The organism is Neisseria sicca (assembly GCF_003044565.1).
Lineage (GTDB): Bacteria > Pseudomonadota > Gammaproteobacteria > Burkholderiales > Neisseriaceae > Neisseria > Neisseria sicca_A.
Window position 1 is genome coordinate 101,274 of sequence record NZ_POXG01000002.1, and the last position, 25,668, is coordinate 126,941.

At 49.5% G+C, this 25,668-nt stretch carries 25 protein-coding genes; 5 read left to right on the top strand and 20 right to left on the bottom strand.

All coding sequences use genetic code 11. The annotated features are described in order from the left end of the window. Positions 1 to 53: 53 nt before the first annotated feature. From DBZ16_RS05075 to DBZ16_RS05170, 19 genes are all read right to left on the bottom strand, one after another. The gene (locus DBZ16_RS05075) at positions 54 to 3,065 is read right to left on the bottom strand and encodes an LPD7 domain-containing protein (RefSeq protein ID WP_107813185.1); all 3,012 of its coding nucleotides are present in this window, start codon (positions 3,063 to 3,065) and stop codon (positions 54 to 56) included. Positions 3,066 to 3,150: 85 nt separating this feature from the next. Further along, positions 3,151 to 5,199 carry a type IV secretory system conjugative DNA transfer family protein gene (locus tag DBZ16_RS05080; protein ID WP_107813186.1) on the bottom strand — a complete coding sequence of 683 codons (2,049 nt, stop codon included), beginning with the start codon at positions 5,197 to 5,199 and terminating at the stop codon, positions 3,151 to 3,153. 77 nt (positions 5,200 to 5,276) lie between these two features. Next, positions 5,277 to 5,681: a single-stranded DNA-binding protein gene (locus DBZ16_RS05085; RefSeq protein ID WP_009311165.1), complete on the bottom strand. Its 405-nt coding sequence runs from the start codon at positions 5,679 to 5,681 to the stop codon at positions 5,277 to 5,279. Positions 5,682 to 5,758: 77 nt separating this feature from the next. Next, complete coding sequence (locus DBZ16_RS16340; protein ID WP_240600238.1) at positions 5,759 to 5,971, bottom strand: hypothetical protein; 213 nt, start codon at positions 5,969 to 5,971, stop codon at positions 5,759 to 5,761. 165 nt (positions 5,972 to 6,136) lie between these two features. After that, complete coding sequence (locus tag DBZ16_RS15710; RefSeq protein WP_240600241.1) at positions 6,137 to 6,916, bottom strand: hypothetical protein; 780 nt, start codon at positions 6,914 to 6,916, stop codon at positions 6,137 to 6,139. Positions 6,917 to 7,099: 183 nt separating this feature from the next. Beyond that, positions 7,100 to 8,197, bottom strand: a complete 1,098-nt coding sequence (locus DBZ16_RS05100; protein WP_107813187.1) for an ATPase, T2SS/T4P/T4SS family — start codon at positions 8,195 to 8,197, stop codon at positions 7,100 to 7,102. Positions 8,198 to 8,289: 92 nt separating this feature from the next. Beyond that, positions 8,290 to 9,519 (bottom strand): type IV secretion system protein VirB10, encoded by a 1,230-nt coding sequence (virB10, locus tag DBZ16_RS05105; protein WP_107813188.1) that lies wholly within the window; start codon positions 9,517 to 9,519, stop codon positions 8,290 to 8,292. Next, complete coding sequence (locus tag DBZ16_RS05110) at positions 9,516 to 10,355, bottom strand: TrbG/VirB9 family P-type conjugative transfer protein (RefSeq protein ID WP_107813189.1); 840 nt, start codon at positions 10,353 to 10,355, stop codon at positions 9,516 to 9,518. Before DBZ16_RS05110 ends, virB10 begins: the two co-directional genes overlap by 4 nt. Then, on the bottom strand, positions 10,352 to 11,092 hold the full coding sequence (locus DBZ16_RS05115; RefSeq protein ID WP_107813190.1) for a virB8 family protein: 741 nt from the start codon (positions 11,090 to 11,092) through the stop codon (positions 10,352 to 10,354). Before DBZ16_RS05115 ends, DBZ16_RS05110 begins: the two co-directional genes overlap by 4 nt. A gap of 193 nt (positions 11,093 to 11,285) precedes the next feature. Further along, positions 11,286 to 11,447: a pesticidal protein Cry5Aa gene (locus DBZ16_RS05120; RefSeq protein ID WP_107813191.1), complete on the bottom strand. Its 162-nt coding sequence runs from the start codon at positions 11,445 to 11,447 to the stop codon at positions 11,286 to 11,288. 18 nt (positions 11,448 to 11,465) lie between these two features. Next, on the bottom strand, positions 11,466 to 11,927 hold the full coding sequence (locus DBZ16_RS05125; RefSeq protein WP_070603231.1) for a cytochrome C oxidase subunit III: 462 nt from the start codon (positions 11,925 to 11,927) through the stop codon (positions 11,466 to 11,468). Between the two features lie 21 nt (positions 11,928 to 11,948). After that, the gene (locus DBZ16_RS05130) at positions 11,949 to 12,929 is read right to left on the bottom strand and encodes a type IV secretion system protein (protein ID WP_107813192.1); all 981 of its coding nucleotides are present in this window, start codon (positions 12,927 to 12,929) and stop codon (positions 11,949 to 11,951) included. A gap of 59 nt (positions 12,930 to 12,988) precedes the next feature. Continuing rightward, entirely contained in the window at positions 12,989 to 13,195 is a 207-nt protein-coding gene (locus DBZ16_RS05135; RefSeq protein WP_009311157.1) for a hypothetical protein, read from the bottom strand. A 20-nt stretch (positions 13,196 to 13,215) separates the two neighbouring features. After that, positions 13,216 to 13,878: a type IV secretion system protein gene (locus DBZ16_RS05140; RefSeq protein ID WP_107813193.1), complete on the bottom strand. Its 663-nt coding sequence runs from the start codon at positions 13,876 to 13,878 to the stop codon at positions 13,216 to 13,218. A gap of 159 nt (positions 13,879 to 14,037) precedes the next feature. Beyond that, on the bottom strand, positions 14,038 to 16,320 hold the full coding sequence (locus DBZ16_RS05145; protein ID WP_107813194.1) for a conjugal transfer protein: 2,283 nt from the start codon (positions 16,318 to 16,320) through the stop codon (positions 14,038 to 14,040). A gap of 7 nt (positions 16,321 to 16,327) precedes the next feature. After that, on the bottom strand, positions 16,328 to 16,759 hold the full coding sequence (locus DBZ16_RS05150) for a VirB3 family type IV secretion system protein (RefSeq protein WP_070512377.1): 432 nt from the start codon (positions 16,757 to 16,759) through the stop codon (positions 16,328 to 16,330). Positions 16,760 to 16,779: 20 nt separating this feature from the next. Beyond that, positions 16,780 to 17,097 (bottom strand): hypothetical protein, encoded by a 318-nt coding sequence (locus tag DBZ16_RS05155; RefSeq protein ID WP_107813195.1) that lies wholly within the window; start codon positions 17,095 to 17,097, stop codon positions 16,780 to 16,782. 66 nt (positions 17,098 to 17,163) lie between these two features. Beyond that, positions 17,164 to 17,844, bottom strand: a complete 681-nt coding sequence (locus tag DBZ16_RS05160; RefSeq protein ID WP_107813196.1) for a lytic transglycosylase domain-containing protein — start codon at positions 17,842 to 17,844, stop codon at positions 17,164 to 17,166. 958 nt (positions 17,845 to 18,802) lie between these two features. Then, on the bottom strand, positions 18,803 to 19,435 hold the full coding sequence (locus tag DBZ16_RS05170; protein ID WP_107813197.1) for a TetR/AcrR family transcriptional regulator: 633 nt from the start codon (positions 19,433 to 19,435) through the stop codon (positions 18,803 to 18,805). A 402-nt stretch (positions 19,436 to 19,837) separates the two neighbouring features. Between DBZ16_RS05170 and DBZ16_RS05175 the strand changes: the two genes are divergently transcribed. The 3 genes from DBZ16_RS05175 (at position 19,838) to DBZ16_RS05185 (ending at position 23,204) form a co-directional block, all read left to right on the top strand. Continuing rightward, positions 19,838 to 21,883, top strand: a complete 2,046-nt coding sequence (locus DBZ16_RS05175) for a TonB-dependent receptor (protein ID WP_107813198.1) — start codon at positions 19,838 to 19,840, stop codon at positions 21,881 to 21,883. Between the two features lie 66 nt (positions 21,884 to 21,949). Then, positions 21,950 to 22,348, top strand: a complete 399-nt coding sequence (locus tag DBZ16_RS05180) for an extensin (RefSeq protein WP_070603220.1) — start codon at positions 21,950 to 21,952, stop codon at positions 22,346 to 22,348. Positions 22,349 to 22,628: 280 nt separating this feature from the next. Then, on the top strand, positions 22,629 to 23,204 hold the full coding sequence (locus DBZ16_RS05185; RefSeq protein ID WP_070635921.1) for an NAD(P)H-dependent oxidoreductase: 576 nt from the start codon (positions 22,629 to 22,631) through the stop codon (positions 23,202 to 23,204). A 15-nt stretch (positions 23,205 to 23,219) separates the two neighbouring features. On the opposite strand, the gene DBZ16_RS05190 is transcribed toward DBZ16_RS05185, so the two are convergent. Further along, the gene (locus DBZ16_RS05190) at positions 23,220 to 23,981 is read right to left on the bottom strand and encodes an SDR family oxidoreductase (RefSeq protein WP_070635920.1); all 762 of its coding nucleotides are present in this window, start codon (positions 23,979 to 23,981) and stop codon (positions 23,220 to 23,222) included. A gap of 171 nt (positions 23,982 to 24,152) precedes the next feature. On the opposite strand from DBZ16_RS05190, the gene DBZ16_RS05195 reads away from it, so the two are divergent. Both DBZ16_RS05195 and DBZ16_RS05200 read left to right on the top strand, forming a co-directional pair. Then, positions 24,153 to 24,986, top strand: a complete 834-nt coding sequence (locus DBZ16_RS05195; protein WP_070635919.1) for a bifunctional transcriptional activator/DNA repair enzyme AdaA — start codon at positions 24,153 to 24,155, stop codon at positions 24,984 to 24,986. Then, positions 24,976 to 25,602 (top strand): alpha-ketoglutarate-dependent dioxygenase AlkB family protein, encoded by a 627-nt coding sequence (locus DBZ16_RS05200; protein ID WP_070635918.1) that lies wholly within the window; start codon positions 24,976 to 24,978, stop codon positions 25,600 to 25,602. Before DBZ16_RS05195 ends, DBZ16_RS05200 begins: the two co-directional genes overlap by 11 nt. Positions 25,603 to 25,668 lie beyond the last annotated feature (66 nt).

Sequence of the window (25,668 nt, forward strand, 5' to 3'; positions counted from 1 at the left end):
AAAAAAACGGTCTGAAACAATGCTGTTTCAGACCGTATGGTTGAAAGACAAACTTAACGACCCTGTTCCATTTCCTGCTCTTTCTCATGCTGCCGATCCCGGTCGTTCTGTTGCCGTACCGAATGCTGCGGGCTTGGTATCTGAACCGGTTTGGGTAAATCCAGCTTCGACCCCTTCATTTTCTCGGCAGTATGTTCGTAATAGTTGGCCAAGGCCAGTTTTCGTGCATCTCCTTTCACCCCCCGAATTGCATCCATAACGTTGCGTTCGTGGAATTGCAGGTGGGATTTGTTGGCTTTGGACAGCTTTCCGGCCTTGGTCATATAGACGGCTTTGGACGATTGCAGCCGGGTATCCAGCGCGTCAGATTTCATCTTGGCCGCACGTACCGCCACTTCGGCAGGTATTTCACCCTGGCCTATACCCTGTAACGGCACGCCTGCTTGGGTATCGGCGGTATGGGAAGTATTGATGGTAGCATCGGAAGGTGTTTTGCTCCGCGCCAGCATTTCGTCTGCCTTCGACAGGGCGGCGGTATCAGGTTGCGGGACAGAGGTTTCATGCTCTTTCTGTTTTTCCTGTTCGCGTACGATTTCCATGTCAAACATGTTACGGTATGCAGCCTTTGTTTCCATATCGGTAACTTTGCCGTCTTTGTCGTAAATCGGTACTTCCACCTCTACCGGCTGCCTGCCCAACGAATGAAGCCGGATGCGGTCGCCGACTTCTGCGCCGCTGCGTTCCATTGCGTCAGGAATGTCCACGCCCCATACCGTGCGCTCTTTGCCGTCCCGTTCCAGTACGATATACGGGCTTTCCTTATTTTGGGCATTATGAAGATAGGGGGCACTACCTACGGTCACGATACGCTCGCCCTCGGTAGGTACGGATGACTGTTCGCGGGTTGGCACTGCCTTTTCAGACGACCTATCAGGATTTTTGTTATGGTGAGGGGATGGGGAATTGCTTTCACCGGTTTTAACCGGTTCGCGCGTGTGCCGTTCTTCCACGCCGTTCAATGCCCGTTCCTCACGTAGGTGGTCGAGATAAGCCAAATCTTCTTTGGTCGGACGGTAGCCGGCGGTACGGATCCCCCGGCTTTCTGCTGCAAGAAACATCACACGCTTAAATTCTTTGCTGCCCGTCAGTTTGATGTTGTCCCAGCCTTTTTCTTTGACTACTTCCAACATATCATTGACGGTTTGTGCATCCGAACGGGCCGTGCTCAATTTGTTGCCTTTATCGGTAAACATTACGGTCGTGCCGTTTTCGGCAGACATATATTTACCGTCTGAAACGATATAGCGGTGGGCAATACTGTCCGGCGGGATATTGTAGTTCAGATCGAGAATGGCTTTTCTACCCTCATTTTGCAAAGCCCGCAGCGGTTCGGTATCCGATTCCCGTTGTGGAGGCGGCTCGGCTCTATCTTGAGCTGGGACGGGACGGTTGCCGGGCTGCAGCGACTGCCATCCTTGTTCAGTCTTGGTAAACATGACCGTCCGCCCACTTTCGGTAATACCGTAATAAAAATTGATGTCTCCCGCAGCATCCAAGTCTTTCTGTATGGCTTCGGGTGAGGTGCGTACATACCGTATATCGGTTCTGGCATCATCGAGTTGATACTTGGCGAAGTCGGATTCGTAAAAATATTTTGCCTTGCCGTGCTCATCTGTTTCCAACGGTGGAGCGTCGCCGAAGTGACTGCCGGTACGGCCGATACCGTATGGATGATCGGGATCAATCGGCTGATAAGGTTCGGTTGGTCGCTCACGCCGTTTTTCCGCGTATTCGATGCCGTTGACTTCTGCCTGACTTGAGGTTACAGCTTGCAATGTTTCGGTTTGCTGAATCATCTCTTCTTCCTTCTGTTTGCCGGACTGTTCGGATGCAGGGCTTTCAGACGACCTGTCCGAGGATTCTGCCGTATGACCACGATCCGCTGCTTGCTGCCGTGCCTGCCATTCAGCAATCTCGTCGGCAATCGCCTGCTCCATATCTGTATCAAGCTGTATGCGATGCTCGGACGCAGGAGCGGCCAGATTCCGACCTTCTGTCAAAGCCTTTCTGACGGCTTCGATGCCCGCCAACTGGTGCAGGTCGTTGTAGTCGCTCGGCAGTTTCGGTCTGCCTTGTTTATCCATTCCCGCCGTCTGTTGAAACTTCTGAATCTGCTGCATACTGAATTCCGGTTCGATGGCCACGGCACGATCTCCGAAAAAGGCCACCGCCTGCCGGGCAGAATGCAAACCTTTTCCCGACGCGTCGTTATCGACCGCAATCGTTACTTTGGTGTCGGATGGTAGATTTCGCGCCAGTGTTTCGGACACCTTGACCATATTGTCTGCATCGAAAGCTACGATAACAGGCTGTCCAGTTGCTTGATGGATACTGGCGGCGGTGGCGAAACCTTCAGCGATTACCACGCCGTTTGAAATTTTGGATGCATCGCCGATCACCGTATAACCGCCGTCTTTTCGACCGTCCTTCAAAAAGCGTTTGCCGCCGGTGGGATCAATAGATTGCAGGTTGTACAGTTGGCCGTCGTAGAAAACAGGGATTTGCAGTCTCAGGCTGTCGTTGTATTCGTTTTGGCGGATACCTGAAATCACGGCGGGATCGGTTATGCCCTTGGCAGTAAGGTAGGGGTGCGCCAATGTGGCGGGCACACTCTGCGCCCATATTCTTTGCGCCGTTCCCTTCACACGTTCGTAGCCTTCTTGCCGCAACCGCTCTGCTTCAAGCCGTTTTGCTTCGGATTCCGCCTGCCGCCGGGCTTTTTCGGCATCAGAAAGCGGAACATAGGGTTTTTCAGGCCGCCAGCCGTTCTGCCTGGCATGATAAAACAATGTACCGATACTGATATGTCCAGCTTTGAACGACTTCCAGGCCGCTTTTGCGTCGCGGGTGTTGTAATTGCCGCTTGTCTGAGACCATTCATCCCAAAGGTGGAAACCGTCTTCACCCATTTCGTCTTTGACGGCTGCCCCCATACGTATCCACATATCTCGGTCGTCCGCTCCGATATGATTTAAGGCTGCCCGAATTTCGTCATAATCTGCCATTTCTTACTCCTTGTTGAAAAAACAAAGACCACTATGAAATAGCAGTCTTACGGTTTCGTTTGCTTTCACATACACCCCTCAAAAATCAGGTGGCCCCTTCCAAATCTTCCGGATTTATTTCGATGCCGGATGAGGTTTTTAAAATCTCGGCAATAACCGACAGGCTGCCTTCGCCCCAGTTGCGGGCAATCACCGGAACTATCTGCGCGACAAATTCCGGTGGGCTGCCGGCCGGAATAATAGCTTCCAGTACCGAACGAGCCAGTTCTTCAGCGTTAACCGCGTCACGCCAGTTGAAACTTTCCATCTCCTCCGGCGAAACATATGCAGGTTTAGAAACCTCAGCCGGTTTCTTTGCCTCAAGATGTACATTCAACTCGGGAACATGTGGGATAGGCAGGAAAGCGCGATCTTTGAGGGCAGGGTCTTCATCATAGATAATCTTTTCTGCATAGATAGCAGACATCCCTGCCATACTGATGATGCAGTCGGAATTCGGCATGACCTTGAGTTCATCGGGATTCATAACCGCACGTTTCTGATCGCTGATACTCACTCCACTACTGTTGCTTTTACCTCGGGAACGGGACGTTCCTTTCGCCTTATAGGTATAAAAGCCGATCAACTTACTCAATTCTTCTGCATCGTTTTGTTCGCGAGGGGCAAAAATCATACGGACGGCAAAATTGGAGAAGAACGTCTGCCGTGCCGTACTGCCATATACTTCTTCCACCTGCGAAGGAGTTTGAAAGACGAGAATAGGACGGATACCGTAACCGGCCAGATAGCCCACCCCTTTTTCGATGGCAGGGATATTGCCCAGCGCGGTAAATTCGTCTAATAGCAACAGACACTGGTATTTCAATTTGGGGTTGTCAGACGGCAGACCCTGCTGGACATTGACATCGCATAACTGGCTGAAAAACAGTTTCAACAGCGTGCTATAAATTTTCAGCTCGTTGGGAGCAACACCCAAATAGATGGTTGTCGGTTCCATGCGCAGTCTATCTAAGCGGAAATCGTCGCCACTTGTAGCAGCCTCTACCGCAGGATCAAGAAAGATTGACAAAGGTGCATTCATTGTTGATAAGACGCTTGCCGCCTCTTTGTCTGCTTTTTGGAGAAAATCCCTCAGTAAGAATACACAGTTCCTACTAAGACTTGCCGTAGAAGAAATAGCACGCAATTCCAGTTCGTCATTTATCCATTCCTTCAAAGTCTTACCGTTGGCGGGGGAGGTAAGTCGGAAAAGATTGGTCATTGTTGTCATGTTTTGCATTAGATTGAGATCACGTTCCTTCTCTGTTTCAATCAAATACAGCAGCAGTCCTGTGAACAATTTCTGTGCAGCTTCTTGCCAAAAATTCGAGCCGTCCTTATCGTCATTTTTAAGCGGATAAAAAATCGCCGCCACAGATAGTGCGTCCTTATAGGTATAAACAGGATCGCGGCGTACATAAGTCAGCGGATTCCAACGATGACTGATCAACGGTGCGTCCGGCTCTTCGACGTGGTAAGGCATCGTTCCTGACGGATTGAAGAAAAATACCTTCTGCCCGTGTTTGGCGCGGAAGCCGGCGGTAATCAGAAAGTTTTCCTTCTTTATGTCGTTGATCACCATACTGTGTCGGTAGTGCAGACAATTGGGTATAACAAAACCTATACCTTTACCGCTTCGGGTACGGGCAGCCAAGTAGAGAAAGCCATCGTTTGACCAACGCAGATATTTCCCTTTGTATTTGCCCAAAATCAGATCCGGCACATCTTTTCCCTTTTTGCGTTTCTTTGCTGACGGGTTGTCCAACAACCCTGATTTCCTGATTTCGCGCTCGCTCGCAAACCTTGATGAACCATGCAACTCCTTTCTTTTTCCCCTCAGAACTGAGACCAGTAACATAATCAGTCCGACAACAGGGATAGCGGCAGCAACTGCCGTTGAAACCTTCAGCGGAAAAACCATGCCTTGCGGTAACCGGCCGAAATGCTGCCAATAGGCATAAAGCAAAGATAACGACGGTGTAGTTTTAAGTCCCAGCCATTTCGTATAAACCACCGCTCCTAGATACAGACCGACACATATGGTAGTAATAGCTAGTAGCAGGGATAGCAGAATGTCGGTTACGGGTTTTCTCATTACAAATACTCCAAAATAAAGCCCGCCAAAAGGCGGGCATAGAAAACTCAGTATGTGGCAGGTGGTTGTGCCAGTCGTTATTTCTGAACCGGCTGTCCGACGGAAGTTTTCATCATGTCGTGAATACCGCCGGAAACCTTTTCACGAGGGCTGGTTCGTATAATCTGCATTTCTTTGCCAATTACTTCGAACACGGTTTTTGCAGAACCATCTCGCCCCTGAACCTGCCGAGACTGTACTTCCCCCCATACCTGCAGGCAGTCACCTTTTTCCATCAGTCTGCATACGGTTTCTGCCTGTCCTCCGTACAATATGACGGAAAACCATTCGGTGCGCTCTTTCTGTTCGCGCGTCTCACGGTCGTTCCACGTTTTTTGTACGGCTACCGACACGTTCGTAACCGCCCGACCGTCGGGCATATACCGTAATTCTGGATTACGCCCTAGGTTGCCCATAATTTCGATTTTGTTGACATACGGCATTTACAATCCTTTTTTCAAAATTGTTGGATATAAAAAAACCGTCCTAAACTTCGGACGGCTTTAAGTTTTGCATGATATTACGGAGATTGTGTCTTTTCCTGTTGTCCGATTTGGGCAATGGTCTGCAATGCCAGTCTCAAATCCAATTTGACATCTTCGGGGGAAACATATGTTGTAAGGATGTAGTCTGCCTCGTTTCTGGCATTTCTCAGTTTTTCCATTTGTCTGCCGATGAGTTTCAAGTTTTTGCTGTCGCAAGATTTGAAAAAATCAATAAGCTGCTTGTGCATGGATTTCCCTGTTTCATAGGTAAATCCCAAGTGAGAGCGCGCAAAAATCAGACCGGTATGATAGACACTGTAATAAATACGGCTGACGGCATTCCGGTTACCTATTTCAGATTCTCCAATCATTAATCTGCCACTGGTCATGAAATCCTTAGGCTCAATCATATCTCAACTACCTATTCCGTAACTGCGGTTATAAGGGCGGCAGGAGATGCTGAAATTAATTAAGTTTGCATCTGCCGACTCTTCCATATCGATCAATAACCGTGACAACATTTCATCCGCTTCTGCCATACGGTCAATATCACTGCCAAAGCACAGCATTTTCAATTCGATAAATATGTCTGATTCAATCGAATAACCAAAAGAATAGGTAGGTATCTGAAACCCTATCTCTTTAAGCCGTTCTTTCGCAGCCAAAATTGCAGAGACCAAGACGACTTCATCAATTTCTGTATTTTTCAAAAGCAGGTGCAACCGCTCCAATTCGTCCTGTTGGTTCGTTTCGAGGGAATTCATTTTGTTTAGACGTTCGATAATCCGTCCCGGTCGCTCAATAAAACCATATAACATACCGAGATGAGCCAACGGCTTTAAAAACAAAGGATCATCTGTTTTTTCGGAAGCAGCAAACATTTGTTTCAAATATACGGTTGCCTCTTCAAAGTATCCCATCCTGTTTAAACCGTTCAATCTGAAAAAATTGGCCATAGCCGGAATGTCCGATGCGGATATGACGTCAAGGTGTTTGTCGAAATCGTCCTTACGGTTATTGATTGCATCCAACATACCCAATATCAGATAACCGTAAGGTGCGTCCGGAGTGCCAAACAAAGATTTTGCATCCCGTTCCAATCCGGAAAGCAGCAGCGGGCGCGGATTTTCTTGTTCCAGTGCTTGTTTAAGCCTTTGAAACGCACTTGGTGCGACAGTTGCGGCAACAGCCATTTCAAACCTCTCTTTAATGTCTGACAATTTTATAGGATTTTTCATCTATAGACAAAATCGCATATACGATGATGTTTTGATGATGTCAGTCCCCAAGTCCCTCTTCATCTATGTAAACAGACATATCCAACTCTTTTCACAAGGTAAAAAGGTCGTCTGAAAAAATTTTCAGACGACCTTGTATTACTGTAAACGCCCTTGCATAGCGTAGTATTTTTCGACAGGGTCGAAATAGAGTTCGGTCATGCGGGTTTTTTCAAAGTAACAGATAACGTCAATAGTGGAACGGACAGTGTTAAGAATATAACCGGGATCCATAGTTTGGCCGGTAGCTGATTCTTTGGCCAATTGCATGATGCGGTAGTGAACATCACGAGCACTGTTTGCATGAACGGAAGTCAGTCCTCCCGGGTGTCCGGTATTAAGAGCGGCAAGATAGTCCCAAGCCTCATCCCCCCTTAATTCCGTCAAAAAAATCCGTCCCGGTTTAAGCCGCATGCACGCCGCAATAATCATCTTGGCTGTGATATGTCCACTGTAGAACAAATGTGCATGGTTAGGATGCAAAGGTAGATCAAGTTCGTGAGTGTCTTCAATAGTAACCAGCCGTTCATGAGCAGGAATCATGTCGGCCAGTGTTTTGGTAAACGTAGTCTTTCCCGACCCCGTACCGCCTACCATGCAAATATTCAACCTCTGTGCTATCGCAATTCTGAAAAATTCATTCAGTTCGCCGTTGGCTTTATGTTCCAACATTTTGTACTGCCAGTCGGTCAATTTGACGTCAGACGGTAGCTTCATCCTGTCGGATACGTCACGGACCCAGCGGCTCTCTATTTCGATTTCCGACTCTGTACGACGTTCTGCCACGCCGTGCCCCGATACGTCGTTAAAACCATTCAGACGACCTGTATCAAGATAGTCCGACATCGTGAAACGGCTGTTCGAAGGTTTGCGGAAAGCAAAAACAACCGTTCCGTTTTCGCAACTGGGGGACATCATGATATGGCCGCGCTCACCGTTGGGTAGCGTTACCGAATGAATGGGGGATTCGTATGAGATATGCTTTTTATTGTAAGTACATAGCGTATTTGCCAGTTTTTCCAATACGGGCAGGGGTAAATCAGGTCGTTCAATACGGCGGCAGCCGTCGGCATCTTCAAGAAACACTTCCCCAGGTCGGTTTATGAATACTTCGGTTACTCCAGGGGTATTGAGATATTCCGTCAGCTTCAACTTGTCCAGTAGATTGCGTGACGAAACAGAATTATCGTGAACCATTACATATTCCTTTGTTATTAACGGCTTGTTCTATAACTGCCTGTCGGGGCAGTTATAGAACAAGCCGCTCCTTTTAAGTGAGCGGCTTCGGGTTAATATCGGTTGGAGACCGTAACGTTTTCATATACCCCTGAAAAATCTACATCACGCGCAACAAAGACCATGATTTCCGTGCCTTGATTGACGTATCCGGTTGGTGGAATGTTGATGCTGTTTTTCAGAGCCTCAGTAGCCATTTCCTGTACGGCATTACCCGTATTTTCATATGAAATGTGGTTGTTATTACCCGACGTGCGGTTCTGTCCGTTACTGAATCCGTTGCCTATGTCCCCAATCATGCTGATCATGATGGCACCTCCGAACCGCTGCCAAAAGTGATAATTCACTTTGGCAGGATGCCCTGATGCGCCGAGCGAATCGCCGCCGGGACTGTCCAGAGCCACACGGATGCCTTCCGGTGTCTCCAAGGTATTCCATAAAACAAAAACTCGGGCCTGACCATGTGTCAGCGCGGAAGTCTGTTCGCCGATAATGGTAGAACCACGCTCAACCAGAAGCGTCTTGCCGTTGGCCGAATAGACGTCACGTGCCACTTGGCAACGGGTTAAACCAGGATGGGTTGTGACAATCTTTGTGGTAGTGACACAGGGAATACCCGTACCGCGATTCAACACATAGGTTAAGTCGCCGCGACTCTCAGCAACGGTAGGCTTATAATTTCCAGGGCTCAGTCTTGCGGTCAGCGGGTTGCCCGAAGAGATTGACGAACCTACATCCGTTTCACCGACAACCGTACTGTCAGGGTGTATGTTAGTAAGTGTGGCTGCCGCAGCGCCTGAAACTGTTCCTCCATCCATGCCTTGTGGGGATAGGTCCACATCAAAACGCTCGTCAGGCGGAATTTCTGTTGTAACGCCCGTTTCAGGGCCCTTTTCAGGGTCCGTTTCCGTAAGCTGTGGATTTGATGCAGGTTTTACTTCACTCGCCGCAGCAGGCTCGGATGCTGCGGCAGACGAGGTATCGGCAGTCATTTCTATTATTTCATCTTGTTCTGCTTTAAAATTTTTACTGTCTGCCTTGCCATCAACCACTTCCTCTTCCGTTTTTTTCTCTACTTCGTCGGAACCTCCGGAATAATTAAACAGGGCGGCTGCGGAAACTCCGGCAACAGCTAATGCAGCAAGCAGGAACATCATGTTTTTCATGGTGCTCCTGCTTTTAACATTCAGGTCGGTAGGAATGCCGCGTTCAATACTGTTGTCACCGATACGTTCTTGCAGGCTTGGTTGTTCATCATCGGGTCTGATTTCGTTTTGCTTCATTTTTTATCCTTTTTCATACGGACGGTTCGGCTTTGAGTACTGCCGGTCAGATTGAACTTACCTTGCGGGTTGTAACTGCGGTTCTCTATACCGAGAACTGTGTTATTCAGCCGCAAAACAAATTTTTCTGCCGTTTCATGGACAATCAACGTATCGCCTTCAACATGACTGTTTACGGCAGCTTCAGATCCATCGGCATTTACCCTGAATACTGCCGGCAAATCTTTAGCATTGTCATAACGGAAGTAGGTAAAACGGCCATCGTCGTAAATTTCGGTCGGTGCCAATGATTTTTTGCCGCGCCCCCAATAATTCCGGTTATAGTCGCCACCGCTAGGATTACGTGCTTCGTTTGCACGTAAAACGGCAGCAGCTTCAAGCTGTTTCGACATTTCAGCCCGTTGCCGTTTGCGGACATCGTTCGGATAGAGAAATTCCAATACAAACGTAGGCGGATGATTTTGATCTGCCATTTTTAAATCAAGCGAATAGCGGCGTTTTTTGTTGGATACCATCAATAAGTTGGTGGACGGTTGGGGTTTGGTTGGTTTGAAAAAAATGTTGTTTCCGCGAACCTTCACCCCCCAGGCCTTACCATATCCCGTTACCAAACCTTCATTCACGGGATTGGCGACATCAACCGTTTCTCCTTCCTCCAACTGAACCAAAGTTGCATATCCGACTTTTGCCCTTACAACCACAACATCATAGGGATTATGGTTGATACTTTGAATCCTCTTATCATATGGTGAGCGGTTGGGATTGACTGCGGCAAAGGCCGTCTGAAAAGACAAACCGGCCACAAGGCCGGTTATCAGCAAGGTTTTTTTCATCATTGCGCAACCTCTTCGGTAACGTTGTAACTTAACACTTGAAAGCCCAGGGGGTTAATATCTCGAACCGCCTCGGTCATCGGGGTTGTCTTAAACTCAAAGGCAATAGTGGCAATCATTTTTTGCGGCGGTGCCGGTTTGATTTCGGAATTACCCACTGGAACCAACCGTTTTTCAAACCGTACCTGCGCCATATCGCCTACAAACGAGATATTTGTCACCTTTACAAGCACTTCGGCATTTTGTTTCAAAACCTTATGCGGTGCAGTTGGACTTTCGTAAAAAGCTCGATATTTGGCTTGAACTTCGGGAGAGTTGAAGAGTTTTGTCGTATCATATGTCGCCTGAATCGTGTTCCAGTTATAACCTTCACGGAACATGACATATTGGCGCAGCCAGTGCCGGTTAATCACTTCATCGTAAGTCATCTGTTTGTTTTTAATAGTAGTTACGATATTGGTCTCTCCCGAGGTCTTATCCACCTCGATAACAAAGGGAAAGGCCTCTTTTAAGGGCGTGAGACTGGTAACGGCAACAACAGACAACCCTGCAATAACCAGTCCGCCGATGCCGACGCGCTTCCAAGTGCTTGCATTTTGCTGTGCGATATCTACCAAGGTTTTTTCAAATCCCAGTGCCATCCGGATCATTTGATCTACTTCTTTGCCGATGCGCTTTTTTTGCTCTTTCTGTAACTGTTCTTCAGTCTGCGGTTGTTTGGTTTTTTTACGGAAAAACATTATCGTGCTCCGGTATGTTGCTGAACGTTAATCGGAAATGCCTGCCCATAAGGTTGTTTGGGAGCAGAGGAGCAGGCGGCCAGAACAGCGGCAAGTGCAGCCAATAAAATCATTTTCATATCAGTTTCCTTTTTTAAAAGTACAAAAGCCCGCACAGTGGATACTGTCGGGCTTTTAACGCTCAGGTATAAAATCAGTTGTCGTACCAATCTCTGCGGTCGAAACTGACCATTCCTACCAATGCAATAGGGAACACCAAAGCCATCATAATGGCAGGACCGATGTTGTTATGGCGGTTCAAATAGGCAATAAATACCAAACCGAACAAGATACCGACTCCTAGCAACATTTTCATAATGGAATTTCCTTCCCTTTATTTGATGTTATCAAAGGCATAATCATTAACAAACGCGCTCCAGTCGCGGCCGTTATGCAGGTTTTTGACCGTAACGCTTCTTCCATATCTGTCGAGCAGGTAGATGGTATAACTATGAGAAGCCCAGCCGAAAATACTTTGCCGGTACTGCGCCTGATCGAAGTTTTCCCAGCGAATGCCGCGAATGCCTTCAGACCACGGAAACAGACCGCTGTAATACCATACACCGGTCTCATCCATATAGGCACGGCAACAGGAAAGTCGGAACAGTATCCAACCGAACCCAACCAGATACAGCAGTGTCAGACCATAGAATACCGTTTGTGCTGCGCTTTTACCCAATGCCAATCCGAGCATCCCTGAAATAACGGCAAAGGCGGAAGACACAACAAACAGATAGAGCAGGATTCCTATAACAAAATACTGGATATACGCTACCCAAGACAGGCGTGCAGTCATGTTCGACTCCTATCGATTAAATTAAGATGGGCGTTTGTTAGACACCGGGGAGACACCGCCGCCGCTACGGCGATTGGAGGCCGCATTGAGTGTGGCAGCCCCGGCTCGACCTACTAAACGGCCTGCCGTACCTAAACCACTTGCGAGAGACATCATATGACGGGAAGCTCCCGACACAGCCGCACCACCCGTCAAAGCTGAGGCAATACTCGGAATGTTGAAAACGACGACTAGGAAGATGATGGTTTGTAACAAAAACAGCGGTGGTAGTACTTCGGCGGCAGCGTAATCGGCAATACCGCCAGACATGGCCATGTTAATCGCCTTATCAAATGCCGCCATCTGAATTTTAACCAACAGAACAAACATCGTGCAGGTCAGAATATGGTTCAAACACTGGCCGATCCAATTGATCGCGTACTGCCGCGTTGCCGGAAACAACATGCAGCCGAGAAATACAGGTCCGATCATCAGAACCAAAGCCAAGGAAATTTTAGCGACCATGTAGAAGGCAAAAGACAGCCCGACAACCAATGCTCCACAAATCGTGATAACTAGACCTATCTTGATAACAAGTCCGAAATGTACGGCTATCTCATACCATTGATGTTGATCATGTAGTTCTGATATCTTATCAAGCAAATCCATTAACAATTTCCAACTGGCATCCATTGCCGACGCATCCACTTTGTAGCCGCCGGCAAAGATTCCAGCAATCTCGTCTGGCATTCTGTAAATGATATGGGCCAATTTCATGTAAGTCGCCGGAGCCAACGAGAGCCCGATAATCAACATCCATCCGCAGCATTTTTTGAGAAAATCCACGGCCAGAACATCAAGACTAGAATTGTAATAATCCCAAATGACAAGCAGTACGTAAAAAGAAAAACAGGCGACGAACAGTGGTGTAACCTGTCCGATAAAGTCGCCAGTCTTATCCAACAGGTTCTGCCCCAAATCCGCCCCGAGCGTTTTGGCCACGTCGGCAAAAAAGGTTGACATAAACGTCTCCAATAAGAAAACCACCGTCGAAACGGTGGTTTTAGCTAGTTAATCAGTGTTTATTTTTCAGGACGAGGATATTTCTTATCACAATCAATATTCGTATTGTTAATCCGATTTTGACGGATGCAACTGTTACGTTGTTTATTGATTTCAGATAATTCCCTATCCTTGTTCATCTGTTGATAAAACTTCTCTTCTTCGGACTGACCGCAGGCGGATAATAATAATGCCGCACAAAGCAGCCCCGATAGATGAAGTTTCATTTCAGATGTCCTTTCAGTTGTTAACTACAAGCCGTATTGGAGTTGTTAATCCGATTTTGACGAATACAACTATTGCGAGCCGCACGTTTTTTTACTTGGACTTTTTCATCCAGTGCCATAAACCGTTCCATCATATCCAGTTGAGTTTGGTTTTGCTGGATATAGGCGTTTTCTAAGGCGATACGGTTTTGCAGGTCGGCGGCTGCTTTGGCATCTTGGGTAGTATTTACCCTATCCATCAACGCCTTAATGTTTTGAAAGCGTAGTTCTGAATCCTTGATGGCTTTCAGAGTCAGATCAAAATGTTTGATCAAACGCTCATTATCCGCGTTTTGATTATAGCCTTTGGAACTCAATAGATTGTTAAAGTTCCCACCTTTCGTCTGCATGGCTGCATCATAAACCGATTTCCACTCATCGGGCAGTTGTTCGAGGGCATCGGTTTTCAGGATATTGCCCAGATTGCGGTTGCCGGTCAGGGCTTTGACTTGGTTCTTCAATTCGGTAATTTGCTTGATCTGGTTTTGAATTTGTTGCCCCAGTTGGATGCCCTGTTGTATCGACTGGGCAAGCTGCGCAGGGTCTATCACGGGAATACCACCCGCCATCGTTGGGGCAGAGGTAGCAATCATCAGACCAACGGCAAACGCCCCCGCTGTTTTTTTGACTTTGTAAAGTTTCATCGAAATCTCCTACGAACAATGAGAAACGCCGCATTGTGCGGCGGATGGGTGAGGCCGTCCGTAAACGGCAGGAAAGTAAAAGGCCGTCTGAAAACAGTTTCAGACGGCCTATGTGTTTATATTTCAGTGAATATTTGCGTTCGGCTTTTCTCCTTCGAACTAAGTAGATGTTTTACCAGATACAGCCTGATAAAGCAGTGGCAGCCAAACATCGGGATCTTCGCTACCGGTTTCTTCCATAATGCGGTGCATTAGGGCAACATTTTCTGATGTGCCTGAAAGTACGACCAATTCATCATGAAAGTCGTGTAAATCAAGAGTGGCGAACGTACTCTGCTTACTTTGCTTAATCAGGAAAATACGGCTTTCAACCGGTAATTTGAGAAGTTCGGCGCATTCTTTATCGGAAAGGCCGCATTTCATGTAAGATTCTTTGCTGCCGTCAGGGTTAGGTAGGAAAATTTTGGTCGGCGTTTGCTGTACGATGGCCGCAAAATTGGGGGAGTTGGCGGCATCTTCTGGCGACTGTGAATCTAAAAGCAAAAACTCACCTGATTTACGGCCGGTTTTCAGTGTTTTAAGCATCAAATCGGCTGTAATATCAAACCGGTCGGCATACCAGAACTCGGCAATGACCGAAGCCATCAAACTGCCTTCATCTGCCACACGGTCTGCCATTATTTCCTTCAAATACAGCAGATAAGCCAATACCGGACCTGTCGGTTCATAATCCTCTTTCAAGATACAGGTTACGTCCAGACCGATACGGAAAAACGCTTCCGGATCAAAGCGGTTTGACAGACTGTCCAAGCACCAAGCAAATTCTCCGCCCTCGCTGCGGCACCACTTGGAGAGGCGCGTACGCAAAGAGTTTGGCGCGGTAGAGTATGGCAAGTTGTCCAGCAGGGTGCTGAAATTACGCAGGTCAAACTCCAGTTCGTAGAGTGTATCGACTGCCAACTTGATTTGCCGTTCCTCCGAAGCGTCAGCGCCGCCGGCACATTGTTTGACCAAGCGGTACAGGAAACTACGGTGTTTCGGCTGATCGGGCAGTTGGAACGGGTTAAAGCCATTGTCAACGCCTTCTTCGACCGCGTAGTAAGTTCCGCCTAATGCCCGAACGAAGATTTCCATCCCCCTATCTAAATCCAGAACAAACAGATAAGGATCAAACCGCGCCATAAAGGTCAGAATTGCGGTTTCCAGAGCGGTTTTACCCGTACCGGTTGCTCCAGTAATCAAAGTATGTCCCGCAATCCGTTTGCCGCGCATATTAATGTCTTTGCGGCTGTAATGCAGGTTCAGGTTAAACAGGGTGTTTGACAGCGTTTTCAGAGGCATCACCGGTGAACCGTCGCCAATCGGATTGCCCCAGCTTTTCCCTTGGGAGTAGTTGTGCATTCCGAATACGGTGGCAAGATTGGTGGTTGTTTTCGGCATCATCCGTGGACGCTGTTTGTAACCCGGAATTTGGCTGAAAAAGGTTGAGGGCATCGAACCGGCTGCATGGACAAAACGGAATCCGTTTGCATTGAGGAACTCCGTCATCGCCGTCGAACCGTTTTTACGGGCAGCTTTCGGGGTATCACCATATACAACAAGGGAGGCGGAATAATCGCCGAACATGGTGCGCCCCGCAGACAGTTCACCTTTTCCCAAAGTCAGTTCGTCCTGCTGATCTGTCGCTTCGTCTTTGGCACTTTTCAAGGCATTACGCTGTTGGTTGATGGCCGACTGCATATCAGCATTTTCCGTATAGATAAAACTTTGCGTCAGCGTAAATTCACACGGAAGTGACAAGACCGGCAGCAAAGTCATAATTTTACTCCGGCCGAAGTCCTTCAAATCATAGCAGGTAGCAAACTTTCGATGTTCCGCACTTCTGATCTCCAGAATATCCGTACCGAAATGCAGGTCGGCAGTAGGGATCACTTTATATGCCGCAGAAGGGGTTAGGGGAATATTTTCCCTTAATCCCCCATTGCAAAGTGTTCCAAAGAATTGATAGACATCTGAAAATACCACCCCGTTCTCGTTTTCATAAACGCCCAACGGTTCGGGATCAAATATGCTTAATCCTTTTACGATCAAATCCAACAGCTCCGCCGTTTCTTCAACCCCATCTGAAAAATCATGGTATTTTAAGACGACCGATAAGTAGAACAAATTTTCAAAATAGTCTTTTTGGTTGAATTGTTCGATATAGTGATCTGCAAACTGTCGGCAGAAGTTATTTTTGAAAATATAGTTTCTTTTCAAATCAATTTTCTGCCGTTGGAGCGTCGTCCATATGGCAAGCCGACTGCCATACTGCTTGCCAGCAGCATTCAAAACCCTTTTGAGGGTTTCGTTTGCCGCTATCAAATGCCCGTCATTCACGCCTTCAAACGGAATACCGTCAAATTTAACGGTAAAGCCCAAGTAGCCGTTTTCATAATGCACAATGTGCTCAGCAACGTGCCGACTGACTTTCGGAAAAAAGTTTTGCTGCGGCGGCTGCCTCTTCAGTTTCTTCCTTAATAAATCGGATGTAATCATCGCGGTCTCTTCCAAATTTGGTTGCTGTAATGGTTAGGGTGTCACCGAAAAGATTTGACTTCCTCCGGACGAACCACCAGTAAATTTCCAAACCCAATATACGTAATGCCTGATCATCCCTTTTCGTGAGTATCCTCAAGAAATAGATACAGGGCAGGGCCAGCAGGAAAATCCCGAAAGCCTTCAAACCGTAAACAGGCATAAGAAACATGGCGGTAGCCATAAATACCACTAAGATAATAAAGCCCGGAATAATAGGAACTCCGGCCAGCATGGCGACACGTGACAGTCCCTCATAAGAACTGTACTCTGTGTCAATATTGATTTCGGGTAATCCGTTCATCCGTATTCACCCTGTGTCAATTAGAAGTTAACGCTTTTTGCTGCTTTAATAATCCCTGCCGCCAACGCCGGTCCGCATCCGAACAGAAAAATCCAACCGCAAACCCGAAGAATGTCGCCAATAGTTTTTTCTTGAAAATAACCGCCAACAGCAACCATGACAATTGCCACACCTGCAACAATCGCCAAAATGTTGTACCACTCTTGAAACCATTGTTTGACTGTACTCTCTCCGGTTGACAGGCCGCCGGCGGCCAAAGCCGTCTGAATACCCCCCAACATTGCACAAAACAAAAACGCTTTTACCCATTGACGGGTGTTTTCACTTACATATTTCATTTTTGAAGCTCCAAAAAAAAGACCGCCAATATGGCGGATACAAAAAAACGACCATAAGGTCGTGTATTAAAAATCACCGAAAACATCCCAAGACTTAGGTTCTGGTTTTTGTAGAACAACTTGCTGATGTATTCCTCTTTCAATTCGGACAGGTATATCGGAGAAATTGGTTCGCTCTGAGAATACTGCCTGTCTGTATGGCGAATCAGATGTTTTCTTATTGGCAACCGTTACCGGAACAGGTTGTATTGCAGCTGGATTTTTTCCACTTAAACGTGCGTAACGTGCTTTGACGTTGCGGACGTAAAGCTTGGTTTCCCGATATGGTGGAATACCACCATATCTACGAACTGCTCCTTCGCCGGCGTTATAGCCGGCAAGCACTAAGTCAAGATTACAGCCGTGAATACTGGATCTATCAGGAAAATGGTTACATAAAAAACGCAGGTAACGAGTACCTGCGATGATGTTTTGTTCCGGATCGTAAAGGTTTTTGGGGTTTACCCCCATCCGTGCTGCCGTCCCAGGAATAACCTGCAAAAGGCCTCGCGCATCTTTGTTAGACAGGGCATAACGGTTTCCTGAGCTCTCACGCCCCATAACCGCCCATACAATGTTTTTGTCTAATCGTTGCAATGCGGCATGCTTTTCAACCAAAGCCTCATATTGTGGATAAGGGGCTGCGGCAATTGCTGATGTTTGGTAAAAAGCAAAGAGTGATGTAGTCAGTATCAATATTTTTTTCATGTTTTTTTCACATCCCATTTCTCAACAGGGGACACCTGCCAATCATTTACATAACGGATACGGCCGCCCTCAATTGAGTGATACCGTGTTCCATAAACATACACTTTCAAACGACCGTCAGACATGGTTTTCAACACATTGCAGTACATCAAGTAATCAATCCGAGACCGACTATTCAATGAATGCGAACATTTAAGAAAATGCGAACCGTTCCAACCATCCGGTTGTTCCTTATGAATTCTTCTACCCATTACTTATCCTTTATTTTTTCTGAAAAATAAAAAAAACGAAAAGCGAAGCAAATTGATTAAAAATGCTTGGATTTTCGTTCTTTGGGGTGTGTCCATTTTGTGACTGAAACACATTGAAATAAATAGTATGTGATGGTATGTGCAGACTTCACTTCTATTTAAAAACAATGGGTTAGTTTTTGTATTTAAGTCTCATAATCCCTTGGTCGTGGGTTCGAACCCCACCGGACCCACCAAACAAATCAATGCCTTGCGTAAGCAAGGTATTTTTTCATGTCGCAACTGTGTCCAAGTTGTGTCTTTGTAAATAGCCCGATTCCGTCCAATACCGCGGCATGGACCTGCAGATGTTCCGCCGACAAATTCACTAAATCCGTTCCCTGTCTGATCTGCTTACATCAGGGTAAACCCATGCAGTTCCCACCCAATCCACTTGCTGCCATTCCAAATCCCAAGCAACCGACAAAGAATCGTGTGGCATTTATAGTGGATTAAATTTAAACCAGTACGGCGTTGCCTCGCCTTGCCGTACTATTTGTACTGTCTGCGGCTTCGTCGCCTTGTCCTGATTTAAATTTAATCCACTATAGTGCCAATCTAGTGCCACCTGATTAAAACGTCGTCTGAAAATCGACAATTCGTTTTCAGACGACGTTTTATGAAAAATTCAGCGAATCCCTTTCATCTTCCCCAAAAAATCAATCTCCTCACTCGTTCCTTCCTTCTTCCCCCGCCAAACCGTGCAGCAGCAATCCCAATATATCCTGCGGCAGCTTTTGCGGCGCAGCGGCATAAAGCGCGGCCAATTGCGGGTGGCGCATCAATATATCTGCCTGTCGGATGAACAGGTCGATGAGTTCCACCGGCAAATCGGGCTGAATCAGGCGGCGTTGTTGCAGGGTATGGAAGAAACCGCGCATAAAGGCGTATTTTTCTTCGTTCAACTCATGGAAAAACCGCTCCAGCTCCAAATCGGTGTTTTCTTCGATGTCGCGCAGGAAGGCGGCGGAATAGAGTTCTTCAAACGATTGTTTTTGTAGGGCGAACACGGCTTCGGCGGCTTCGCGCAGGCTGCATTGCCGTGCGAGCAGGTTTTCAAATTCGGCACGGATGCGGTTTTTCTGCTCGGTAACGATTTCCTGCAAGAGCGCGTTTTTGCCGCTGTAATGTTTGTAAAAAGTAACGCGGCTGACGGCGGTCTCGGCGCAGATTCCGCCTACGGATACGGCGGAAAAGCCGTGTTCGCGGAACAGGCGGCGGGCGGTGTCGGCGATGGTTTGTTGTTTGCTGGCGGTCATGACGGTAGGAAGCTTTTGATTTTGTTCATAAAGGGTTTTCATTAAAGTTATCCGCGAGTCGGATACTCATCATATTTCCCCACGGCGGCAATGGCAATACGGCGGTGTTTCAGACGACCTCTTTCCTTACCTCTCCTCTCCGCCCTACGGATGAGGGCTGTCGGATGCTTAGCAGGCCAAATTCATAAAGGTCACGGAATTGCCCTCCCCAACCTTCTCCTGCCGAACTGGGAGAGGGAATTGTTTTTAGATGGTTCACTGTAAAAAGGGGGGAAGTAAAGTGAATGATAAACACTTGCATTCCTGTTTTTTGTTTTTTATACTTTACATTAATAGTTTGTTTTATGTAAATGTGTAAACAACAAATATTTGCATACTGACGGAGCGGTTGGATTGTCTGATGTTCAATCCGCCCCGACGTATGTCGTCTGAAAGGATAAGGAAATGCAGAAACCTACCCTCCGCCGCCTGCCGCTGCTGCTTGCCGCCGCTTTCGCCTCCGAATGGATTTATGCCGCCGATGCGGCGCAAGATGCGGAACAAGTGCAGTTGGAAGAAGTCGTCGTCACCGGCGAACGCACCAACCGCAGCGGCTTTGAAACCGCCACGTCCAACCGCGTTTTCACCACGCCGAACATCGACCGCAGCGGCCACAACCTTTCCGCAACCGACCTGCTCAAACAGACCGTGAACACGGTGGACTTGGGCAGCGGCAACGATTTGCCGACCGTGCGCGGCGTGGACGGCTCCGGCCCTGCCGTCGGTGCGGTGGCGTTTTTCGCGGGCACGCGGCCGCGCTTGAACCTGTCCATAGACGGCCGCTCCGCCACTTATAACGAATACGCCTTCGGCACGCAGTCGCTGTGGGACATGCAGCAGGTGGAAGTCTTGCGCGGGCCGCAAAGCCATGTGCGCGGACAGAATGCGGTGGCGGGGGCGGTGGTGATGCGTTCCAAAGATCCGACCGACGAATGGGAAGGCGCGCTGCGCTTGGGTTTGGGCAACCAGAAAACGCGCAATGTTGCCGGCGTAGTGTCCGGCCCGATTGTGAAAAACAACCTTGCCTTCAGATTGAGCGCGGAGCGGCAGCAGCGCGAAAGCTACGAGCCGTTCGTGTCCTATGAGCCGACCGGCAACCCGCGCCGCGTGGAAAACACCAACGTGCGCTTCAAACTCCTGCTCACGCCCGAAAACCATCCCGATTTTTACAGCCGCCTGACGCTGAACCACATCCGTTCGCGCGCACCGCAAAACGAAATCATGGGCAATACCGCCAGCCGCCGTTTTTTAAAAGAAAAGCCCGTGTTCGTAACCGGCTCGACATCGGGCATCTGGGACGTATCGTGGCAGCTTAACGACTATCTGAAACTGGAAAACAAACTGGTTTACGGCCGCTACCACAACGAGCGGCTGCACCTGCCGATGACCGTCAGCCCGCAAGGCGTGCCCGCCGAACTCAAAGGCCGCGAACTGCAATGGGAACCGGTATTGCATTTTTCAAACAAAGGCCGTCTGAAAGGCCTTGCCGGACTGCACTACTTCCACAGCAAACAAGACGAATGGGTGGATATCCGCAGCGTCGGCGGCCGCAACACCTTTGACGACCGCAACAGCGTGCGCGCCCTGTTTGCCGAAACCACATACAGCCCCAGCGAAAAATGGGATATCACAGCCGCCGCCCGCATTGAAAAAGAAACGCACAAACGAAGCGGCGGCAGCGGCGCACTGCACCTCGATTTAGACAAAGGTCAGACCGTGTTCCTACCCAAAATCGACATCGCCTTCAAACCCACCGACCAATGGGTCAGCGGCATCAAAGCCGCGCGCGGCTACAACCCCGGCGGCGCGGGCATCACCTTCGGCCGCCCTGTCGTAACCTACACTTACGAGCCAGAATATGTGAACAACTATGAGTGGTACACCCGCTGGCGCAGCGCAGACCGCCGCCTGCAACTCTCCGGCAACCTGTTCCTGAACCACTACCGCGACATACAGCTTCCCTTCTATCTCGGCACCAACTCCGTCGTTATCCGCAACGCCAAAAAAGTCCATACCTACGGCGCAGAACTCGCCGCCGACTGGCAGGCGACCGACAGCCTGAAACTCACCACCGGACTGGGGCTGCTCAACACCAAAATCAAAAGCTATCCCGACAGCGGCATCGAAGGCAACAAACTCGGCCGCGCGCCCAAATACACCGCCAACATCGGCGTGAAATACCTGAACGACAAAGGCTGGGAAGCCGGCGGCGACGTGCGCTTCTACGGCGGCTACTACTCCGCTGCCGACAATGCCGAATCAGGCAAAATCGGTGCATACAACCAAGTCAACCTCTACACCGCCTACAACTTCAAACAAGGCCGCATCTCGCTCTACGCCGACAACGTGTTCAACCGCCGCCGCCCCATATTCATTTCCAGTGCCGACCGCCAAGACGCGCTCTACCAACGCCCCAGAAGCGTGGGCGTGAGCGCGGAATGGAAGTTTTAGGCAAGAGCACAGGTCAGGCATTCATGCCCGACCTGTGCCTATTTCCCCAACACCCAAAGGAACCCCATGCACTACTTCACCCCCGCCAAAACCCTGCCCGAAGGCACCGTCTACCTGACCGACCTGACCCACGTTGCCGACTTTTCCGACTGGCTGGCCGAATTCGAAACCCTGTTAAACCAAAACCGCCGCTTCGCCACCGTCTGCACCCCGATGCGGCGACAGGTGAGCGACGAACAGCGCATTGCCGACCGCAAAACCTACATCGAATGGATAAAGGCACACCGCCCGCAACTCGCCGAACGCTGCGCCGCCATGCTCCTCATCGAACCCGACGCGGCGCAACTGGCGTTCTTCCGCGAACAATCGTCCAAACTCGCCCCCGCGCTGGGCGTGAACTACATCGTCGAAGCCGACGAGCAAACCGCCCTGCAAAAGGCGGAAGAAGCGTTGAAGGTCGTCTGAAAACAGAATCCATGCTCCGGCAGCGGCTTTATAGTGGATTAACAAAAATCAGGACAAGGCGACGAAGCCGCAGACAGTACAGATAGTACGGAACCGATTCACTTGGTGCTTCAGCACCTTAGAGAATCGTTCTCTTTGAGCTAAGGCGAGGCAACGCCGTACTGGTTTAAAGTTAATCCACTATATCATTCAGCCTTGCCTGCCCGATACGGATTTGAGCAAACCGACATTCTTTTGATAGCATGGGAAAACTCGGCAACTGACTTTCAGGAGTACAAAAATGTCATTTACCACAATCATTTATGCCCATCCCTACGATCAAAGCTTCAATTACGGCATTTTGCGGCGCGTGCAGCAACTGTTGGACGAAAAAGGCGAAAAATACCAACTGATCGACTTATACGCAGACGGTTTCAATCCCGCCTACACCAAAGAAGAGCTTGCCCTGTTCAACCAAGGCAAAGCCCTTGATCCGCTGGTCTTACATTATCAAGAACTCTTGAAAACCACCAACCGTCTGATTTTTATCTTTCCGATCTGGTGGGCGGATATGCCCGCCATCGTCAAAGGATTTGAAGACAAAGTTTTCCTAAAGACACTCGCTTACGTCCCGACTGCCACAGGCTTGAAAGGCAACCTATCCCACATCAAAGAAGCACTGGTCATCAGCACGTCCACCGCCCCCACATGGTATCTGAAATGGTTTTGCGGCAACGGCATCGGCAAAGCGATGGTGGGATACACACTCAAAGGCATCGGTATCGCCAAACGCCGGTGGCTCAACTTCGGCAATATGGACAAATCCACCGACGAACAGCGGCAGGCGTTTTTGGTAGATTTGAGCCGAAGCGTGTAATCTTCAGGCGGTCTCTTACTTCACCGCCGAATTTCCGCCGTCCGCAAACAACGCCGTACCCGTTACAAAACTACCCATCGGGCTAATAAGGAACAAAATCGCGGCGGCGATTTCTTCGGGTCGGGCGATGCGTTTGACCGCATGCACCCCTTCCGCCCATGCCCGCTGCTGCGGGTCGGTAGTCATCATTTCCGTATCCGTACCGCCGGGAAGCAGGGCATTGGCTCGGATACCTTGGGCTGCATAGTCGGCGGTAATGCCTTTTGCCAGCGCGGCAAGTGCGGCTTTGGCGCAGCCGTAGGCGGTTTTGTTAGGCAGGGCACAACTGGTGCCGACAAAGCTGGACGTGAACACAATCGCGCCACCACCGCGTGCGAGCATAAGGGGAATTTGGCTGCGCGCGCCGAGAAAGGCAGCAGTCAGGTTTCCGTCCAGCGTTACCCGCCACTCTTCGGGCGAAAGTTCCGCCAAGGGTTTGTACACTCCGATGATGCCCGCGTTGTTCACGGCGATATCCAAGCTGCCGAACTCTCGCTCTGCCGCATGGACGACGGCTTCATGCGTTTCAGGCAGCACCGCGTCGCCTGCAACAGCAACAGCCCGTCCGCCGCGCGAGCGAATCAGGGCTGCGGTTTCCTCCAGTTTGTCGGCACGGCGGGCGCATAAGACAACGTTTGCGCCGTGCTCCGCCAACAGCAGTGCAACCGCGCGACCTATACCCGACGACGCGCCGATAACGGCGGCGGTTTTATTTTTCAAATTCAACAGGTTTGACATAACTTTCCTTACATGTGCGGTTAAAGACGATGCAAGTTTAAGGAAGTCGCGATATAAAGACGACCCGATTATTGATGAATTTCAGACAGACAAACAATTTTTCCATCAACAATCGGGTCGTTTCTTGTCGGCTTTCAGGCTATCCTATCCCATACAACGACAGGATAATTTATGAACTTAAATCAAACCCGCCAATTCCTCCGCATTGCCCGCGCCATCGAATACCTTTACGACCATGCCGCCGAGCAGCCCGATTTGGCGCAAGTGGCGGCGGCAGTGCACGTTAGTCCCGAACATTTGCAGCGCGAATTTTCCGCATGGGCGGGCATCAGCCCGAAAAAAATGCTGCAACACATCAGTATCAGCCGTGCCAAAGAAGCCCTGAAAAATAGCGAAAGCGTGGCGGAAGCGGCGCATTGCGGCGGACTGAGCGGCACGGGGCGGCTGCACGACTTATTTGTCGGCATCGAAAAAATGACTCCGGGTGAATACAAAAACGGCGGAGCAGGCCTGCAAATCCATTACAGCCTGATTCCCGGCCCCTTTGGCGACCTGTTGGCAGCAGCAACAGACAAAGGCATCTGCTTCATGCGTTTTTCAGACGACCCTTCCGCCGCCCTGAACGAATTGCGCGCCGAGTATCCGAACGCCCGACTAATCGGGCAGGAAACCGCGTTCCAGCGCCAAGCCGCCGACATCTTCCGCACCCGTTGCGGCCGCATTACCCTACACATCAAAGGCACGCCCTTCCAGCTCAAAGTCTGGCAGGCGCTGCTCGATACTCCCGCAGGCAGCCTGCAAAGCTACGGCACAGTGGCGCAGGCCGTCGGTTCGCCCAACGCCGCGCGAGCCGTTGGGATGGCCATCGGGCAGAATCCCGTTGCATTACTCATCCCCTGCCACCGCGTCATCCGCGAAAGCGGCATCATCGGCGGCTACCGCTGGCAACGCGGGCGCAAAATGGCGATATTGGCGCACGAATTGGGAGACACTGATGACGCTTGACCTCTTCCCCGAAACCGTCAACCCGCACGCCAACCTGCTTCCCTACGACGGCATCGTCAGCGATTTCGGACGGATTTTCACCGCCGCCGAAGCTGGCCGTTATTTTGAAATTTTGCAGCGTGATATTCCCTGGCGGCACGACGAAGCCGTGATATACGGCAAACACATCATCACCGCCCGCGAAGTCGCGTGGTACGGCGACACGTCCTACAACTACGGTTATTCCGGCGCAAACCGCATCGCCCTGCCGTGGGATGGCGTCTTGCCCGAACTCAAAAACCACGTGGAAGCCGCCATCGCCGACATCTGCCCCACCCACTTCAACTCCTGCCTGCTCAACCGCTACAACAACGGCAACGAAGGCATGGCGTGGCACAGCGACGAAGGGCAGGGGCTGGCCGAAGACAGCGCCATTGCCTCCCTCAGCCTCGGCGCAGCGCGCAAATTCGCCTTCAAACACAAAGAAAGCAAGGAAAAACGCGAAATGTGGCTGGAACACGGTCAGCTCATCGTCATGCACGGCGAAACGCAGAAACACTGGCTGCACACCATCCTGAAAAGCACCCGCATCCAAGAGCCGCGGATTAATCTGACGTTTCGGGTGATGAAAAGATAAAAAGGGGCTGCTTTTTTCCATTTCAGACAGCCCCCGAAAGTCGTCTGAAAAACTACTTGAAAATGT

What these genes read in the sequence shown, in the direction of transcription:
- DBZ16_RS05100 (WP_107813187.1), bottom strand. Translation starts at nt 8,197, where the DNA reads ATGGTTCACGATAATTCTGTTTCGTCACGCAATCTACTGGACAAGTTG.
- DBZ16_RS05120 (WP_107813191.1), bottom strand. Translation starts at nt 11,447, where the DNA reads ATGAAAATGTTGCTAGGAGTCGGTATCTTGTTCGGTTTGGTATTTATT.
- DBZ16_RS15710 (WP_240600241.1), bottom strand. Translation starts at nt 6,916, where the DNA reads ATGGCTGTTGCCGCAACTGTCGCACCAAGTGCGTTTCAAAGGCTTAAA.
- DBZ16_RS05155 (WP_107813195.1), bottom strand. Translation starts at nt 17,097, where the DNA reads ATGAAATATGTAAGTGAAAACACCCGTCAATGGGTAAAAGCGTTTTTG.
- DBZ16_RS05080 (WP_107813186.1), bottom strand. Translation starts at nt 5,199, where the DNA reads ATGAGAAAACCCGTAACCGACATTCTGCTATCCCTGCTACTAGCTATT.
- DBZ16_RS05130 (WP_107813192.1), bottom strand. Translation starts at nt 12,929, where the DNA reads ATGTCAACCTTTTTTGCCGACGTGGCCAAAACGCTCGGGGCGGATTTG.
- DBZ16_RS05110 (WP_107813189.1), bottom strand. Translation starts at nt 10,355, where the DNA reads ATGATGAAAAAAACCTTGCTGATAACCGGCCTTGTGGCCGGTTTGTCT.
- DBZ16_RS05190 (WP_070635920.1), bottom strand. Translation starts at nt 23,981, where the DNA reads ATGTCAAACCTGTTGAATTTGAAAAATAAAACCGCCGCCGTTATCGGC.
- DBZ16_RS05135 (WP_009311157.1), bottom strand. Translation starts at nt 13,195, where the DNA reads ATGAAACTTCATCTATCGGGGCTGCTTTGTGCGGCATTATTATTATCC.
- DBZ16_RS05180 (WP_070603220.1), top strand. Translation starts at nt 21,950, where the DNA reads ATGCACTACTTCACCCCCGCCAAAACCCTGCCCGAAGGCACCGTCTAC.
- DBZ16_RS05150 (WP_070512377.1), bottom strand. Translation starts at nt 16,759, where the DNA reads ATGAACGGATTACCCGAAATCAATATTGACACAGAGTACAGTTCTTAT.
- DBZ16_RS05175 (WP_107813198.1), top strand. Translation starts at nt 19,838, where the DNA reads ATGCAGAAACCTACCCTCCGCCGCCTGCCGCTGCTGCTTGCCGCCGCT.
- virB10 (WP_107813188.1), bottom strand. Translation starts at nt 9,519, where the DNA reads ATGAAGCAAAACGAAATCAGACCCGATGATGAACAACCAAGCCTGCAA.
- DBZ16_RS05085 (WP_009311165.1), bottom strand. Translation starts at nt 5,681, where the DNA reads ATGCCGTATGTCAACAAAATCGAAATTATGGGCAACCTAGGGCGTAAT.
- DBZ16_RS05140 (WP_107813193.1), bottom strand. Translation starts at nt 13,878, where the DNA reads ATGAAACTTTACAAAGTCAAAAAAACAGCGGGGGCGTTTGCCGTTGGT.
- DBZ16_RS05195 (WP_070635919.1), top strand. Translation starts at nt 24,153, where the DNA reads ATGAACTTAAATCAAACCCGCCAATTCCTCCGCATTGCCCGCGCCATC.
- DBZ16_RS05160 (WP_107813196.1), bottom strand. Translation starts at nt 17,844, where the DNA reads ATGAAAAAAATATTGATACTGACTACATCACTCTTTGCTTTTTACCAA.
- DBZ16_RS16340 (WP_240600238.1), bottom strand. Translation starts at nt 5,971, where the DNA reads ATGCACAAGCAGCTTATTGATTTTTTCAAATCTTGCGACAGCAAAAAC.
- DBZ16_RS05115 (WP_107813190.1), bottom strand. Translation starts at nt 11,092, where the DNA reads ATGTTTTTCCGTAAAAAAACCAAACAACCGCAGACTGAAGAACAGTTA.
- DBZ16_RS05125 (WP_070603231.1), bottom strand. Translation starts at nt 11,927, where the DNA reads ATGACTGCACGCCTGTCTTGGGTAGCGTATATCCAGTATTTTGTTATA.
- DBZ16_RS05075 (WP_107813185.1), bottom strand. Translation starts at nt 3,065, where the DNA reads ATGGCAGATTATGACGAAATTCGGGCAGCCTTAAATCATATCGGAGCG.
- DBZ16_RS05170 (WP_107813197.1), bottom strand. Translation starts at nt 19,435, where the DNA reads ATGAAAACCCTTTATGAACAAAATCAAAAGCTTCCTACCGTCATGACC.
- DBZ16_RS05200 (WP_070635918.1), top strand. Translation starts at nt 24,976, where the DNA reads ATGACGCTTGACCTCTTCCCCGAAACCGTCAACCCGCACGCCAACCTG.
- DBZ16_RS05185 (WP_070635921.1), top strand. Translation starts at nt 22,629, where the DNA reads ATGTCATTTACCACAATCATTTATGCCCATCCCTACGATCAAAGCTTC.